General features: G+C 64.7%; 13 protein-coding genes and 1 tRNA gene. All 14 read left to right on the forward strand.

All coding sequences use genetic code 11. The features are described from left to right. Positions 1–93, forward strand: a 93-nt coding sequence (locus ACJMKZ_RS18645) for an EF-Tu C-terminal domain-related protein (RefSeq protein WP_452233302.1), incomplete at its 5' end; no start/stop codon positions are given. Positions 94–147: 54 nt separating this feature from the next. After that, positions 148–223, forward strand: a tRNA-Trp gene (locus ACJMKZ_RS18650). A 24-nt stretch (positions 224–247) separates the two neighbouring features. Then, entirely contained in the window at positions 248–628 is a 381-nt protein-coding gene (gene secE / locus ACJMKZ_RS18655; RefSeq protein WP_405234743.1) for a preprotein translocase subunit SecE, read from the forward strand. 32 nt (positions 629–660) lie between these two features. Continuing rightward, positions 661–1,194, forward strand: coding sequence for a transcription termination/antitermination protein NusG (gene nusG, locus ACJMKZ_RS18660; protein ID WP_405234744.1), 534 nt, complete (start codon positions 661–663; stop codon positions 1,192–1,194). Positions 1,195–1,280: 86 nt separating this feature from the next. Continuing rightward, positions 1,281–1,712 (forward strand): 50S ribosomal protein L11, encoded by a 432-nt coding sequence (rplK, locus tag ACJMKZ_RS18665; RefSeq protein ID WP_405228421.1) that lies wholly within the window; start codon positions 1,281–1,283, stop codon positions 1,710–1,712. A 2-nt stretch (positions 1,713–1,714) separates the two neighbouring features. Further along, positions 1,715–2,410: a 50S ribosomal protein L1 gene (gene rplA, locus ACJMKZ_RS18670; RefSeq protein WP_405234745.1), complete on the forward strand. Its 696-nt coding sequence runs from the start codon at positions 1,715–1,717 to the stop codon at positions 2,408–2,410. A gap of 240 nt (positions 2,411–2,650) precedes the next feature. Continuing rightward, positions 2,651–3,172, forward strand: coding sequence for a 50S ribosomal protein L10 (gene rplJ, locus ACJMKZ_RS18675; RefSeq protein ID WP_405234746.1), 522 nt, complete (start codon positions 2,651–2,653; stop codon positions 3,170–3,172). Positions 3,173–3,228: 56 nt separating this feature from the next. Then, complete coding sequence (gene rplL, locus ACJMKZ_RS18680) at positions 3,229–3,609, forward strand: 50S ribosomal protein L7/L12 (RefSeq protein ID WP_405234747.1); 381 nt, start codon at positions 3,229–3,231, stop codon at positions 3,607–3,609. Positions 3,610–3,766: 157 nt separating this feature from the next. After that, positions 3,767–7,846: a DNA-directed RNA polymerase subunit beta gene (rpoB, locus tag ACJMKZ_RS18685; RefSeq protein ID WP_405234748.1), complete on the forward strand. Its 4,080-nt coding sequence runs from the start codon at positions 3,767–3,769 to the stop codon at positions 7,844–7,846. A 1-nt stretch (position 7,847) separates the two neighbouring features. After that, positions 7,848–12,113, forward strand: coding sequence for a DNA-directed RNA polymerase subunit beta' (gene rpoC, locus ACJMKZ_RS18690; protein WP_405234749.1), 4,266 nt, complete (start codon positions 7,848–7,850; stop codon positions 12,111–12,113). Positions 12,114–12,388: 275 nt separating this feature from the next. After that, on the forward strand, positions 12,389–12,763 hold the full coding sequence (gene rpsL / locus ACJMKZ_RS18695; RefSeq protein WP_405228409.1) for a 30S ribosomal protein S12: 375 nt from the start codon (positions 12,389–12,391) through the stop codon (positions 12,761–12,763). Positions 12,764–12,815: 52 nt separating this feature from the next. Continuing rightward, entirely contained in the window at positions 12,816–13,295 is a 480-nt protein-coding gene (gene rpsG, locus ACJMKZ_RS18700) for a 30S ribosomal protein S7 (RefSeq protein WP_405234750.1), read from the forward strand. Between the two features lie 94 nt (positions 13,296–13,389). After that, the gene (gene fusA, locus ACJMKZ_RS18705) at positions 13,390–15,438 is read left to right on the forward strand and encodes an elongation factor G (protein ID WP_405234751.1); all 2,049 of its coding nucleotides are present in this window, start codon (positions 13,390–13,392) and stop codon (positions 15,436–15,438) included. Between the two features lie 48 nt (positions 15,439–15,486). Continuing rightward, a partial coding sequence (locus ACJMKZ_RS18710) for a GTP-binding protein (RefSeq protein ID WP_405234752.1) occupies positions 15,487–15,593 on the forward strand: 107 nt, incomplete at its 3' end.

Consider the following 15,593-nt stretch of genomic DNA (forward strand, 5'->3'; position numbering starts at 1 on the left):
GCACCGATCGCCATGGAGGACGGACTGCGCTTCGCCATCCGCGAGGGCGGCCGTACCGTGGGCGCCGGCGTGGTCGCGAAAATCATCGATTAAACAATGCAGGAGGGCCTTCAGGCCCGATTCATTTGAAATCCGGACAGATATTGCAGGCCAGTAGCTCAACTGGCAGAGCAGCGGTCTCCAAAACCGCAGGTTGGGGGTTCGAGTCCCTCCTGGCCTGCCATTCGATCCGGGTCGACGTGCAAGCATGAACGCAAAGACTGAAACACCGGAACCCGGCGCGCTGGATACGGTCAAGCTGATAGCCGCCGCCGCGATCCTGGTGGCGGGCATCTTCGGCTACTACTGGTATTCGGAGCTTGCGCTGCCGCTGCGGGTGCTCATGGTGCTGGTCGCCACGGGCGTCGGTATCGGCGTGGGCATGACAAGCGCCCAGGGCCAGGCGCTCTGGAGGTTCATCCAGGGCTCGCGCATCGAGATCCGCAAGGTGGTCTGGCCGACCAAGCAGGAGACCACCCAGACGACGATCGCGGTGTTCGTGTTCACGCTGATCCTCGGCCTGTTCTTCTGGGGGCTGGATTCGATCCTGCTCCTGATCACCCGCTACCTGACCGGGCATGCCGGCTAGGCGGCCGGGCCGTCTACTGCAGGGGTAAAGCATTGGCCAAGCGTTGGTACATCGTTCACGCGTACTCGAATTTCGAGCACAAGGTGAAGTCGTCGCTCGAGGAACGCATCAAGCTCGCCGGACTGGAGGACAAGTTCGGGGAGATCCTGGTGCCCACCGAAGAGGTGGTCGAGATGCGCGAAGGGCAGAAGCGGCGCAGCGAGCGCAAGTTCTTCCCCGGTTACGTGCTCGTGAACATGGAGATGGACGACGAGACCTGGCACCTGGTCAAGGACGTACCGAAAGTGCTCGGCTTCATCGGCGGCTCCAGCGACCGGCCTGCGCCCATCAGCGACAAGGAAGCCGATGCCATCCTCCAGCGCGTGAAGGAAGGCGTAGACAAGCCGCGGCCGAAGGTGCTGTTCGAACCCGGCGAGGTCGTGCGTGTGACCGACGGGCCGTTCAACGACTTCAACGGCGTGGTCGAGCACGTGAACTACGACAAGAACCGCCTCCGCGTAGCGGTCCAGATCCTGGGCCGTTCCACGCCGGTGGAACTGGACTTCGGGCAGGTCGAGAAGGTCTGACCCGTGTTTGTGACGGTCGCCGCGGCGGCCGCCCGAGACTGACGACGGGGAGCCGAGAGGCGTTCGCACCCGTGAGGAAGATCTAGATGGCAAAGAAAGTAACGGGCTATATCAAGCTCCAGGTGCCTGCAGGGCAGGCCAATCCCAGTCCGCCCGTCGGCCCTGCGCTGGGTCAGCACGGCGTGAACATCATGGAATTCTGCAAGGCGTTCAACGCCGACACGCAGAACATCGAGCAGGGGCTGCCGGTGCCGGTGGTGATTACGGTCTACAACGACCGCAGTTTCACCTTCATCACCAAGACGCCGCCGGCCGCGGTGCTGCTGCGCAAGGCTGCCGGCGTCCCGAAGGGCTCCGGCACGCCGAACACCGAGAAGGTGGGCAAGGTCACCCGGGCACAGCTCGAGGAGATTGCCAACACCAAGAACCCGGACCTGACGGCAGCCGACCTGGACGCCGCGGTACGGACCATCGCCGGCACGGCCCGCAGCATGGGCCTGGAAGTCGAGGGGGTCTGATCATGGCGAAGATGAGCAAGAGGAAGGCCGCCATCCGCGAGAAGCTGGAGCCGGGCAAGCCCTATCCGCTGGACGAGGCGCTGGGCCTGCTGAAGGACCTGGCCAACGCGAAGTTTTCCGAGAGCATCGACGTGGCCGTCAATCTGGGCGTGGATCCGCGAAAGTCGGACCAGGTGGTCCGCGGCTCGACGGTGCTGCCGAACGGTACCGGCAAGACGGTGCGCGTGGCGGTATTCGCCCAGGGCGACAACGCCGACAAGGCGAAGGACGCGGGTGCGGACATCGTCGGTTTCGAAGATCTCGCCGAGACCATCAAGGGCGGCGAGATGAACTTCGACGTGGTCATCGCCACGCCGGACGCCATGCGGGTGGTCGGCCAGCTGGGCCAGATTCTGGGTCCCCGCGGACTGATGCCGAACCCGAAGGTCGGCACGGTTACCGCTGACGTGGAGACAGCGGTGAAGAACGCCAAGGCCGGCCAGGTGCGTTACCGCACGGACAAGTCGGGCATCATCCACTGCCCCATCGGCAAGGCGGATTTCGAGGTCCCGGCGCTGCGCGAGAATCTGAACGCGCTGCTCGCGGACCTGAGGAAAGCGAAACCGGCTGCATCGAAGGGTGCCTATCTGAAGAAACTCACCGTTTCCTCGACCATGGGCCCGGGTATCGCAGTCGATCAGTCCTCTCTGGAGGCCTGATAGAGAGATGTGGCGGCCCGTTCGCGGGCCGCAGCATGCCGGGCCGGATGGCCCGGCGGATCGTCGAAGACCGCAGGTGTTTCTGTCAACGGGCAGAAACTTAATCACCGCAAGCCTGCGCAGATGGTGAACCCTGAGTCAGTGAGGCTGCACGCTGCTGGCGACGGTCACCGTTTCGACAAAACGGGTGGACGGACAGGGAATGCCGTCCGAGTCAGACCGACAGCCAGGAGGAACTCTATGGCACTGAGACTGGAAGAGAAGAAAGCAGTCGTTGCCGAGGTGAATGCTGTCGCGGGTGAGGCCATCTCCGCCGTGGCGGCGGAGTATCGAGGTCTTTCCGTCAGTGAGATGACGGCGCTCAGGACCGAGGCCCGGAACGCCGGGGTGTATCTGCGTGTGGTGAAAAACACGCTGGCACGCCGGGCGATATCCGGTACCGGGTTCGAGTGCATGACGGAGACCCTGAAAGGGCCGATCCTGCTCGCATTCTCGACGGAGGATCCGGGCGCCGCAGCGAGGGTAATCAAGGACTTCGCCAAGGAGCACGGGGCACTGAAAGCCGTGTCTCTGTCCACCGGCGGAGAACTCTACCCGGGTGCGGAGCTCGACCGGCTCGCGAGCCTGCCCACGATGGACGGGGCCCGCGCGATGCTGCTCGGCGTACTGCAGGCACCGGCCTCGAAGCTCGTGCGCACGCTGGCGGAACCGTCCGCCATGCTGGCACGCACGCTCGGCGCCTACAGCCAGCAGGCTGCATGAGCCTTTGCAACATATTGATCAGATACTGATTCAGGAAACACGAGAGGAATTTGAAAATGGCAATGTCCAACGAAGAGCTGCTTAAGGAACTGAGCGCGAAGCCCATCATGGAAGTGGTGGAACTGGTGAAGATGCTGGAGGAAGAGTGGGGCGTGTCCGCCGCCGCTCCGGTGGCAGTCGCCGCGGGTCCGGCAGGCGGCGGTGAAGCCGCAGCCGCCGAAGAGAAGACCGAGTTCGACGTCCACATGACCAGCTTCGGCAGCAACAAGGTGTCCGTCATCAAGGCGGTCCGCGCCATCACCGGGCTCGGCCTGAAGGAAGCGAAGGACATGGTGGAGGGTGCGCCCACCACCGTGAAGGAAGGCGCTTCCAAGGAAGATGCCGAGGCGATCAAGAAGCAGCTGGAAGAGGCCGGCGCGAGCGTCGAGCTCAAGTAAGCGAGCGAATACTGCTTATAGCGAACGACTTGAGGGTACTCAACTGACCATGCGCGGGCCCCGCCCGTGCGACCAGGAACCGGCAGGCGGCGTCATTGCCGCCGGCCGGCTTTCCTGCGCCCGACAGATTCATATGTCCGTACAGAGGTAATCTCTAATGGCTTACTCCTTTACAGAGAAGAAGCGCATACGCAAGGACTTCGGCAAGCGTCCGAGTATCCTGAACGTGCCCTATCTCCTGTCGATTCAGCTCGACTCCTACCGCAAGTTCCTGCAGACGGACAAGTCCGAGGACGCGCGGGACGAGATCGGCCTGCACGCGGCGTTCAAGACGGTCTTCCCGATCGTCAGCTATTCCGGTAACGCCGCGCTGGAGTACGTCAGCTACCGGCTCGGCGACCCGGTGTTCGACGTCAAGGAGTGCCAGCTGCGCGGCCTCACCTACGCGGCGCCTCTGCGCGTGAAGGTGCGCCTGGTCATCTACGACAAGGAGGCGTCGGGCACGCCCAAGCCGGTCAAGGACATCCGGGAGCAGGAGGTCTATCTCGGCGAACTGCCGCTGATGACCGAGAACGGCACGTTTGTCATCAACGGCACCGAGCGGGTCATCGTCTCCCAGCTGCACCGTTCGCCGGGCGTGTTCTTCGACCACGACAAGGGCAAGACCCACTCTTCGGGCAAGCTGCTGTTCTCCGCCCGCATCATCCCGTACCGGGGCTCCTGGCTCGACTTCGAGTTCGACCCGAAGGATGCCCTGTTCGCCCGTATCGACCGCCGGCGCAAGCTGCCGGTGACCATCATCCTGCGCGCGCTCGGTCTGACCAACGAGGAGATGCTGGACATCTTCTTCGACAAGAACGACTTCTACCTGTCGAAGAAGGAGATCCGCATGGGCCTGGTGCCCCAGCGCCTGCGCGGCGAGACCGCCACCTTCGACATCAAGATCGGCCGCAAGACGATCGTCGAGGAGGGCCGCCGCATCACCGCGAAGCACGTCCGCGATCTCGAGAAGGCGGAACTGGAATCGCTGGTGGTGCCGCCCGAGTATCTCGAGGAGAAGATCCTCGCCCACGACGTCGTGGACACCGAGACCGGCGAGCTGCTGGCAGCCGCCAACGACGAGATCACCGAAGAGATGGTGCAGCTGTTCATCGAGAAGGGCATCGAGCACATCCGCACCCTGTACGTGAACGACCTGGACCGCGGACCCTACATCTCCAATACCCTGCGCATCGATCCGTCCACCACCAGGCTCGAGGCGCTGGTGGAGATCTATCGGATGATGCGCCCGGGCGAGCCGCCCACGAAGGAGGCCGCCGAGAACCTGTTCAGCAACCTGTTCTTCAACCCGGAGCGTTACGATCTGTCGGCCGTCGGCCGGATGAAGTTCAACCGCCGGGTCGGCCGTGACGAGATCACCGGCTCCGGCATCCTGTCCCAGGACGACATCCTGGACGTGATGAAGACGCTGATCGAGATCCGCAACGGCTACGGCACGGTGGACGACATCGATCACCTCGGCAACCGCCGTGTGCGCAGTGTTGGTGAGATGGCGGAGAATGCCTTCCGCATCGGCCTGGTCCGCGTCGAGCGCGCCGTGAAGGAGCGCCTGACTCAGGCCGAGACCGAGGGTCTGATGCCTCAGGAGATGATCAACGCCAAGCCGGTGGCGGCTGCGGTGAAGGAATTCTTCGGCTCGAGCCAGCTGTCCCAGTTCATGGACCAGAACAACCCGCTGTCCGAGGTCACCCACAAGCGGCGCGTCTCGGCACTGGGCCCGGGCGGACTGACCCGCGAGCGGGCCGGCTTCGAGGTGCGCGACGTGCACCCCACCCATTACGGCCGGGTCTGCCCCATCGAGACGCCGGAAGGCCCGAACATCGGCCTGATCAACTCGCTGTCGGTGTATGCGCGCACCAACGATTACGGTTTCCTGGAGACGCCCTATCGCAAGGTGGAGAGCGGCCGCGTGACCGACAAGATCGAGTATCTGTCGGCCATCGAGGAGAGCCAGTACGTGGTGGCCCAGGCCAACGCGGTACTGGACGCCAAGGGCCGATTCTCCGACGAGCTGGTCTCGGTCCGCCACCGCAACGAGTTCACGCTGGCCGACCCGAGCATCATCGACTACATGGACATCTCGCCGAAGCAGATCGTCTCGGTGGCCGCGTCGCTGATCCCGTTCCTGGAGCACGACGACGCCAACCGGGCGCTGATGGGCTCGAACATGCAGCGCCAGGCCGTGCCGACGCTGCGCTCCGAGGCGCCTCTCGTGGGCACCGGCATGGAGCGGGCCGTGGCCATCGACTCCGGCGTGACCGTGGTCGCCGACCGCGGCGGCGTGGTCGATTCCGTCGATGCCTCACGCATCGTGGTGCGGGTCAACGACGAGGAAACCGAGGCGGGCGAGGCCGGTGTGGATATCTACAACCTCACCAAGTACACCCGCTCCAACCAGAATACCTGCATCAACCAGCGTCCGCTGGTGAATGCCGGTGACGTGATCGCCGGGGGCGACGTGCTGGCCGACGGGCCCTCGACCAATCTGGGCGAACTGGCCCTCGGGCAGAACCTGCTCGTGGCCTTCATGCCCTGGAACGGCTACAACTTCGAGGACTCCATCCTGATCTCCGAGCGGGTGGTGCACGAGGACCGCTTCACCACCATCCACATCGAGGAGCTGACCTGTGTCGCCCGCGACACCAAGCTCGGGCCGGAGGACGTCACCGCCGACATTCCGAACGTGGGCGACTCCGCGCTGGCCAACCTGGACGAGTCGGGCATCGCCTTCATCGGCGCCGAGGTCGGCGCCGGCGACATCCTCGTGGGCAAGGTCACGCCGAAGGGCGAGACCCAGCTCACGCCGGAGGAGAAGCTGCTGCGTGCCATCTTCGGCGAGAAGGCATCCGACGTGAAGGACACTTCGCTCAGGGTGCCGCCGGGCATGGACGGCACGGTGATCGACGTGCGCGTCTTCACCCGCGACGGCGTCGAGAAGGACGCCCGCGCGCTGTCCATCGAGAAGATGGAGCTCGAGAGCGTGCGCAAGGACCTGGACGACCAGCTGCGTATCCTCGAGGACGACATCTTCGAGCGCATGGCGCGCATGCTGCTCGGCAAGGTGGCCGAGGGCGGCCCGAACAAGCTCGCCTCCGGCAGCAAGATCACGAAGGCGTATCTCGACGAGACGCCGCGTGAGAAGTGGTTCGAGATCCGCCTCAAGAACGAGGAGGCCAACGAGGAGCTCGAGCGCACCGCCGAGCGCCTGAAGGCCCAGCGCGAGGACTTCGACCGCCGCTACGAGGAGAAGAAGCAGAAGATCACCGCGGGCGACGACCTCGCCCCGGGCGTGCTGAAGATGGTCAAGGTCTACCTGGCCGTGAAACGCCGCGTGCAGCCGGGCGACAAGATGGCCGGTCGCCACGGCAACAAGGGCGTGATCTCGACCATCGTTCCGGTCGAGGACATGCCCTACACGGAGGACGGCACGCCGGTCGACATCGTCCTGAACCCGCTCGGCGTGCCCTCGCGCATGAACGTCGGGCAGGTGCTGGAGACTCATCTCGGCTGGGCCGCGAAGGGCCTCGGCAAGAAAATCGGCGACATGCTGCGGGCCCAGGAGGCCACCGCGAAGATCCGCGGCTTCCTCGAGGAGGTCTACAACAAGAGCGGCGGCAAGAAGGAGCAGCTGGACGAATTCTCCGACGAGGAGATCGTCGAGCTGGCCGGCAACCTCGTGAACGGCGTGCCCATGGCCACGCCGGTGTTCGACGGCGCCGACGAGCCGGAGATCAAGGGCCTGCTGGAGCTGGCGGATCTGCCCACCAGCGGCCAGGCGAACCTGATCGACGGGCGCACCGGCGAGCAGTTCCTGCGCCCGGTCACCGTCGGCTACATGTACATGCTGAAGCTCAACCACCTCGTGGACGACAAGATGCATGCCCGCTCCACCGGACCGTACAGCCTGGTCACCCAGCAGCCGCTGGGCGGCAAGGCCCAGTTCGGCGGCCAGCGCTTCGGCGAGATGGAGGTGTGGGCGCTGGAGGCCTACGGTGCCGCCTACACGCTGCAGGAGATGCTGACCGTCAAGTCCGACGACGTGCAGGGGCGCACCAAGATGTACAAGAACATCGTGGACGGCACGCACCAGATGCAGGCCGGCATGCCGGAGTCGTTCAACGTCCTGGTCAAGGAAATCCGCTCGCTCGGTATCAACATCGAGCTGGAGGCCGAATGATATGAAAGACCTACTGAAGCTCTTCAAGACACAGACGCCGACCGAGGATTTCGACGCGATCCGCATCGGCCTCGCCTCCCCGGACATGATCCGTTCCTGGTCCTATGGCGAGGTGAAGAAGCCGGAAACCATCAACTACCGGACCTTCAAGCCGGAGCGTGACGGTCTGTTCTGCGCCAAGATTTTCGGCCCCATCAAGGACTACGAGTGCCTGTGCGGCAAGTACAAGCGCCTGAAGCACCGCGGCGTGGTCTGCGAGAAGTGCGGCGTCGAGGTGACCCAGACCAAGGTGCGCCGCGAGCGCATGGCTCACATCGAGCTCGCGAGCCCGGTGGCCCACATCTGGTTCCTGAAGTCGCTGCCCTCGCGCATCGGACTCATGCTGGACATGACGCTGCGCGAGATCGAGCGGGTGCTCTACTTCGAGGCCTTCACGGTCATCGATCCGGGCATGACGCCGCTGGAGCGCTGCCAGCTGCTGTCCGACGAGGCGTATCTCGAGGCCATCGAGCAGTACGGCGACGAGTTCGACGCCCGCATGGGCGCCGAGGCCGTGTTCGAGATGCTGAAGACGATGGATCTCCGCGGCGAGGTCATGAAGGTGCGCGAGGAGATCGACGGCACCAACTCCGAGACCAAGATCAAGCGGCTGTCCAAGCGGCTGAAGCTGCTGGAGTCGTTCCTGGAGTCGGGCAACCGTCCCGAGTGGATGGTGCTCACCGTGCTGCCCGTGCTGCCGCCGGATCTGCGTCCGCTGGTGCCGCTCGACGGCGGTCGTTTCGCCACCTCGGACCTGAACGATCTGTACCGCCGGGTGATCAACCGCAACAACCGGCTGCGCCGCCTGCTGGAGCTGAACGCCCCCGACATCATCGTGCGCAACGAGAAGCGCATGCTGCAGGAGTCGGTGGACGCGCTGCTCGATAACGGCCGCCGCGGCCGTGCCATCACCGGCACCAACAAGCGCCCGCTGAAGTCGCTGGCCGACATGATCAAGGGCAAGCAGGGCCGGTTCCGCCAGAACCTGCTCGGCAAGCGCGTCGACTACTCGGGCCGTTCGGTCATCGTGGTGGGCCCGACGCTGAAGCTGCACCAGTGCGGCCTGCCGAAGAAGATGGCGCTGGAGCTGTTCAAGCCGTTCATCTTCTCCAAGCTGCAGCTGCGGGGCGAGGCGGCCACCATCAAGGCGGCCAAGCGCCTGGTCGAGCGCGAGGGCCCGGAGGTCTGGGACATCCTGGAGGAGGTCATCCGCGAGCATCCGGTCATGCTGAACCGGGCGCCCACGCTGCACCGTCTCGGCATCCAGGCCTTCGAGCCGGTGCTGATCGAGGGCAAGGCCATCCAGCTGCATCCGCTGGTGTGCACGGCCTTCAACGCCGACTTCGACGGCGACCAGATGGCCGTCCACGTGCCGCTGTCCATCGAGGCACAGCTCGAGGCGCGGGCGCTGATGATGTCGTCCAACAACATCCTCTCGCCCGCCAACGGCGACCCCATCATCGTGCCGTCACAGGACGTGGTGCTGGGCCTGTACTACATGACCCGCGAGCGGGTTAACGCCGCCGGCGAGGGCATCTACTTCTCCGACGTGAAGGAGGTGCACCGCGCCTACGAGGCCGGCATCGCCGATCTGCAGGCACGCGTCAAGGTGCGCCTGACGGAGACCGTCGCGGACGAAGAGGGCGAGATGATCACCCGCACGCGGCTGGTGGATACCACGGTCGGCCGCGCGCTGCTCTCGGAAATCCTGCCCAGGGGCCTGTCTTTCGACCAGGTCAACCGGGACATGAACAAGAAGGCTATCTCCAGCGTCATCAACAGCTGCTACCGCAACGTCGGTCTGAAGGAGACGGTGGTCTTCGCCGACCAGTTGATGTACATGGGCTTCCACTATGCGACCCGCGCCGGTGTCTCCATCGGCGTCAACGACATGGTCGTGCCGGAGGTCAAGACGGAGATCCTGGCCCGGGCCGAGGCCGAGGTGAAGGAGATCCAGGAGCAGTACTCCAGCGGTCTGGTGACCGACGGTGAGCGGTATAACAAGGTGGTGGACATCTGGTCGCACACGAACGACCAGGTGGCCAAGGCCATGATGGACAAGCTCGGCACCGACGAGGTGACGGCCGCCGACGGCAAGGTCGTGGAGCAGGAGTCGTTCAACTCCATCTACATGATGGCCGACTCCGGCGCCCGTGGCTCGGCTGCGCAGATCCGTCAGCTCGCCGGCATGCGCGGCCTGATGGCCAAGCCCGACGGCTCCATCATCGAGACGCCCATCACCGCGAACTTCCGCGAGGGCCTGGATGTCCTGCAGTACTTCATCTCCACCCACGGCGCCCGCAAGGGTCTGGCCGATACGGCGCTGAAGACCGCCAACTCGGGTTATCTCACCCGCCGGCTGGTGGACGTCGCCCAGGACCTGGTGGTTACCGAAGACGACTGCGGCACCCGTAACGGCATCGACATGATCCCGCTGGTGGAAGGCGGCGACGTGGTCGAGCCCCTGCGCGAGCGCGTGCTGGGCCGGGTGGTGGCCGAGCCGGTCATGATCCCCGGCACCGAAAAGGTGGCGCTGGACGCCGGTTCGCTGCTGGACGAGACCAGCGTGCAGCTGCTCGAGGAGCTCTCCATCGACCACGTCAAGGTGCGCTCGCCCATCACCTGCGAGACTCGCTACGGCGTGTGCTCCCAGTGCTACGGACGAGACCTGGCACGCGGCCATCGCATCAACGTGGGCGAGGCCGTGGGCGTGATCGCGGCGCAGTCCATCGGCGAGCCGGGCACCCAGCTCACGATGCGCACGTTCCACATCGGCGGTGCGGCCTCCCGTTCGGCCGCCGTGAACAGCGTCGAAATCAAGACCAAGGGTGTGGCACGGCTCAGCAACATCAAGACCGTGCATCACGAGAAGGGCTACCTGGTGGCCGTCTCCCGCTCGGGCGAACTCTCCGTCATGAACGAGTACGGCCGCGAGCGCGAGCGCTACAAGGTGCCCTACGGCGCGATCATCTCGGTCCAGGACGGCGACGAGGTCGAGCCCGGCCAGGTGGTGGCGACGTGGGATCCCCACACCCACCCCGTGGTCAGCGAGGTCTCCGGCACCATCAAGTTCCAGGACTTCGTCGAGGGCGTCACCATCACCGAGCAGGTGGACGAGATGACCGGCCTCACCAGCACGGTGGTGGCCGATCCGAAGCAGCGTGGCGGTTCCGGCCGCGATCTGCGTCCGCTCGCCAAGCTGGTGGACGAGAACGGGGAAGAGGTCAACTTCGCCAACACGGATATCCCGGCGGTCTACGCGCTGCCGGCGGGTGCCATCGTCAACATGCGTGACGGCGACACCGTCACCGTCGGCGACGTCATCGCCCGTATCCCCCAGGAGTCCTCGAAGACCCGCGACATCACCGGCGGTCTGCCCCGCGTGGCCGACCTGTTCGAGGCCCGCAAGCCCAAGGAGGCGGCGATCCTGGCCGAATACACCGGTACGGTGAGCTTCGGCAAGGAGACCAAGGGCAAGCGCCGCCTGATCATCACCGACGAGGAGGGCGAGAGCCACGAGGAGCTGATTCCGAAGTGGCGCCACCTGAACGTCTTCGAGGGCGAGCAGATCGAGCGCGGCGAGGTCATCGCGGACGGCGAACCCAACCCGCACGACATCCTGCGCCTGCAGGGCGTCGAGCCGCTGGCGGATTACCTGGTGCGCGAGATCCAGGACGTCTACCGCCTGCAGGGCGTGAAGATCAACGACAAGCACATCGAGGTGATCATCCGCCAGATGCTGCGCAAGGTGATCATCAGCGATCCGGGCGAGACCAGTTACCTGCGCGGGGAGCAGATCGACTTCGCGCGTGCGCTGGAAGCCATCGAGCAGATGGAGGCCCAGGGCAAGGAGCCGCTCCGCTACGAGCCGCTGCTGCTCGGCATCACCAAGGCTTCGCTGGCCACCGAGTCGTTCATCTCCGCCGCCTCCTTCCAGGAGACCACCCGCGTCCTCACCGAGGCCGCGGTACGGGGCCTGAAGGACGATCTGCGGGGACTGAAGGAGAACGTGATCGTCGGGCGCCTGATCCCGGCCGGTACCGGCTTCGCGCATCACGCGGAGCGCCGGCGCACCCGGGAGCAGGAACTGGCCGAGCAGCTCCAGGAGCTGGAGACCGGTGCCGCGGAGGCTGCGGAAGCCGAGGCTGCGGAGGCCGAGGCGGCCGGGGCCGACGAAGAGGGCGCCGAAGAGGCCGGCGTGGAGGAAGAGACCACGACCGACGAGTGACGCCTGTGGCGGCCGGGTCCCCGGTTTGTCGGGGGCCCGCCCGCTGCTTGACACCCGTGGCCGGGAGTCCATAAAATGCCCGGCCTTGCCTTGAGGCCGGCCGCTGCCGGCCTTATATAATTCTGGGGCCGGATGCCAGGGCAGGTATCACGGTTCTACGGCACGTCTGGCGGGTCGCTCAAAACGGCACGGCAGGCGGCTTTTGCGCGTGAGTCTTGTACGTCACGCGCCTGCCCGTTCGGATTTGGATTTTTTTAGACACAAGTGGAAGGCCCATGGCCACGATCAATCAGCTAGTCAGGAACCCCCGCAAGTCGCGGGCGGAGAAGAGTGCGGTGCCGGCGCTGGAGGGCAGCCCCCAGAAGCGCGGCGTGTGCACCCGTGTGTACACCACGACGCCGAAGAAGCCGAACTCGGCCATGCGCAAGGTCGCGCGTGTGCGTCTGACCAACGGCTACGAGGTGACCAGCTACATCGGCGGCGAGGGCCATAACCTCCAGGAGCACTCGGTGGTCCTGATTCGCGGAGGTCGTGTGAAGGACCTGCCCGGCGTGCGCTATCACACCGTGCGCGGCACGCTGGACTGCGCGGGCGTGAACGACCGCCGGCAGGGTCGCTCGAAGTACGGCGCGAAGCGTCCGAAGTCCTGATCCCTACCGCAAAACGATACTTATAACCCGATATCGCTGATCGAGATCGAACATGTCCAGACGTAGCCAGGCACCGAAGCGCGAAATCCTCCCCGATCCCAAGTACGGGAGCGAGCTGCTCGCCAAATTCATGAATATGGTGATGATCGATGGCAAGAAGTCCGTCGCGGAGCGCATCCTCTATGGCGCGCTGGACCGCATCGCCGATCGCAGCGGCCAGGCCGGAGACGCCTCGCTGGAAGTGCTGGAGACGGCACTCGAGAACGTGAAGCCCGTCGTCGAGGTGAAGTCCCGGCGCGTAGGCGGCGCCACCTACCAGGTGCCCGTCGAGGTCCGGCCCCAGCGCCGGCAGACCCTGGCCATGCGCTGGGTCATCGAGGCTGCGCACAAGCGCAGCGAGAAATCCATGGCACATCGCCTGGCTCACGAGTTGATGGAGGCTGCGGACAACCGCGGCGCCGCTGTCAAGAAGAAGGAAGACACGCACCGGATGGCGGAGGCCAACAAGGCCTTCTCGCATTACCGCTGGTGATCGGCCCCTGGCGGCACTGAGTCGACTCCTTTTCTTCGAGGAATTTCCCGTGGCACGTAAGACACCAATCGAGCGCTATCGCAATATCGGCATCATGGCCCACATCGATGCCGGTAAGACGACTACGACCGAGCGCGTCCTGTTCTATACCGGCATCTCCCACAAGATGGGCGAGGTGCACGACGGTGCTGCGGTCATGGACTGGATGGAGCAGGAGCAGGAGCGGGGAATCACCATTACTTCGGCCGCCACCACCTGTTTCTGGCAGGGCATGGACCAGCAGTATCCGGAGCACCGGATCAATATCATCGACACGCCCGGCCACGTCGACTTCACCATCGAGGTGGAGCGTTCGCTGCGCGTGCTGGACGGCGCGATTACCGTGCTGTGCTCGGTGGGCGGCGTCGAGCCGCAGACCGAGACCGTCTGGCGGCAGGCCAACAAGTACAAGGTGCCGCGCATGGTGTTCGTCAACAAGATGGACCGCGCCGGCGCCAACTACCTGCGCGTCGTGCAGCAGGTCAGGGACCGTCTGGGCGCCACCGCAGTGCCCATCCAGTTGCCCATCGGCGCAGAAGAGAACTTCAAGGGCATCATCGACCTCCTCCGCATGAAGGCGATCTACTGGGATGAGGACAACATGGGTGCCACCTACGAGCAGAAGGACATCCCGGCGGAGCTCGCCGACCAGGCAGCGGAGTACCGGGAGCAGATGGTGGAGGCTGCGGCCGAGGCCAACGAAGAGCTGCTCGACAAGTTCCTGGAAGAAGGTGATCTCACGAACGAGGAGATCATCAAGGGTCTGCGCGCGCGCACGCTCGCCAACGAGATCGTGCTCACCATGTGCGGCTCGGCGTTCAAGAACAAGGGCGTGCAGGCGATGCTGGACAGCGTGATCGCGTTCATGCCGTCGCCGGTCGACGTGCCGCCGATCCACGGCATCCTCGAGGACGAGACCGAGGCCACCCGCCCGTCCAAGGACGATGCGCCTTTCGCGGCGTTGGCCTTCAAGATCGCCACCGACCCGTTCGTCGGCAACCTGACCTTCTTCCGCGTCTACTCCGGCGTGCTGAATTCGGGCGACACGGTGTTCAACCCGGTGAAGAGCAAGCGCGAGCGCATCGGCCGTCTGCTGCAGATGCACTCGAACGAGCGCCAGGAGATCAAGGAAGTGCGCGCCGGCGATATTGCCGCGGCCGTGGGCCTGAAGGACGTCACCACCGGCGACACGCTGACCGATCCCAAGGACATCATCACCCTGGAGCGCATGGAGTTCCCGGAGCCGGTGATCTCCGTGGCCGTCGAGCCCAAGACGAAGGCCGACCAGGAGAAGATGGGTATCGCCCTGCAGAAGCTGGCGAAAGAGGATCCCTCGTTCCGGGTGTACACCGACGAGGAGTCCGGGCAGACCATCATCTCCGGCATGGGTGAGCTGCATCTGGAGATCATCGTCGACCGCATGAAGCGCGAGTTCAAGGTGGAAGCCAACGTGGGCAAGCCCCAGGTGGCCTACCGGGAGACGATTCGCAGCCCGGTCGAACAGGAAGGCAAGTTCGTCCGCCAGTCCGGCGGCCGCGGCCAGTACGGTCACGTCTACATCAAGATCGAGCCGCGTGAGCCGGGCGAGGGTTACGAGTTCGTAAACGCCATCGTCGGTGGCGTGGTGCCGAAGGAATACATCCCCGCGGTGGACAAGGGCATCCGGGAGCAGATGGAGAATGGCGTGATAGCGGGTTATCCGGTGGTGGACTGCCGGGTCACGCTGTACGACGGCTCCTATCACGACGTCGACTCGAGCGAGATGGCGTTCAAGATCGCCGGCTCGATGGCCTTCAAGGAAGGCGCGGCCAAGGCGAGTCCGGTGCTGCTCGAGCCCATCATGAAGGTGGAGGTCGTCACGCCCGAGGAATACATGGGCGACGTGATGGGCGACCTGAACCGCCGGCGCGGCCTGCCTCAGGGCCTGGATGATTCGGCCATGGGCAAGATCATCCGCGCCGAGGTGCCGCTGGCGGAGATGTTCGGCTATGCGACGGAGCTGCGCTCCATGTCACAGGGCCGCGCGACTTACTCGATGGAATTCGAGAAGTACGCCGAGGTGCCCAATAATGTGGCCGAGGCCGTGATCAAGAAGGCGGGCTGACAGTAGTCCTGAATTTTGTTTAGAGCTCGATCTGAAAGGTAGGCAGAGATGTCCAAAGCGAAGTTTGAGAGAACGAAGCCCCACGTGAACGTAGGCACGATTGGCCACGTGGACCACGGTAAGACGACTTTGACGGCTGCGATGACGAAGGTGAT

The sequence above is a fragment of the Lentisalinibacter salinarum genome, assembly GCF_040706555.1.
GTDB lineage: Bacteria > Pseudomonadota > Gammaproteobacteria > Steroidobacterales > Woeseiaceae > Lentisalinibacter > Lentisalinibacter salinarum.

Coding starts and splice junctions, on each gene's coding strand:
- rplK (WP_405228421.1), top strand. CDS start 1,281: ATGGCAAAGAAAGTAACGGGCTATATCAAGCTCCAGGTGCCTGCAGGG.
- rplA (WP_405234745.1), top strand. CDS start 1,715: ATGGCGAAGATGAGCAAGAGGAAGGCCGCCATCCGCGAGAAGCTGGAG.
- rpoC (WP_405234749.1), top strand. CDS start 7,848: ATGAAAGACCTACTGAAGCTCTTCAAGACACAGACGCCGACCGAGGAT.
- secE (WP_405234743.1), top strand. CDS start 248: ATGAACGCAAAGACTGAAACACCGGAACCCGGCGCGCTGGATACGGTC.
- rpsG (WP_405234750.1), top strand. CDS start 12,816: ATGTCCAGACGTAGCCAGGCACCGAAGCGCGAAATCCTCCCCGATCCC.
- rpsL (WP_405228409.1), top strand. CDS start 12,389: ATGGCCACGATCAATCAGCTAGTCAGGAACCCCCGCAAGTCGCGGGCG.
- rpoB (WP_405234748.1), top strand. CDS start 3,767: ATGGCTTACTCCTTTACAGAGAAGAAGCGCATACGCAAGGACTTCGGC.
- rplL (WP_405234747.1), top strand. CDS start 3,229: ATGGCAATGTCCAACGAAGAGCTGCTTAAGGAACTGAGCGCGAAGCCC.
- fusA (WP_405234751.1), top strand. CDS start 13,390: ATGGCCCACATCGATGCCGGTAAGACGACTACGACCGAGCGCGTCCTG.
- rplJ (WP_405234746.1), top strand. CDS start 2,651: ATGGCACTGAGACTGGAAGAGAAGAAAGCAGTCGTTGCCGAGGTGAAT.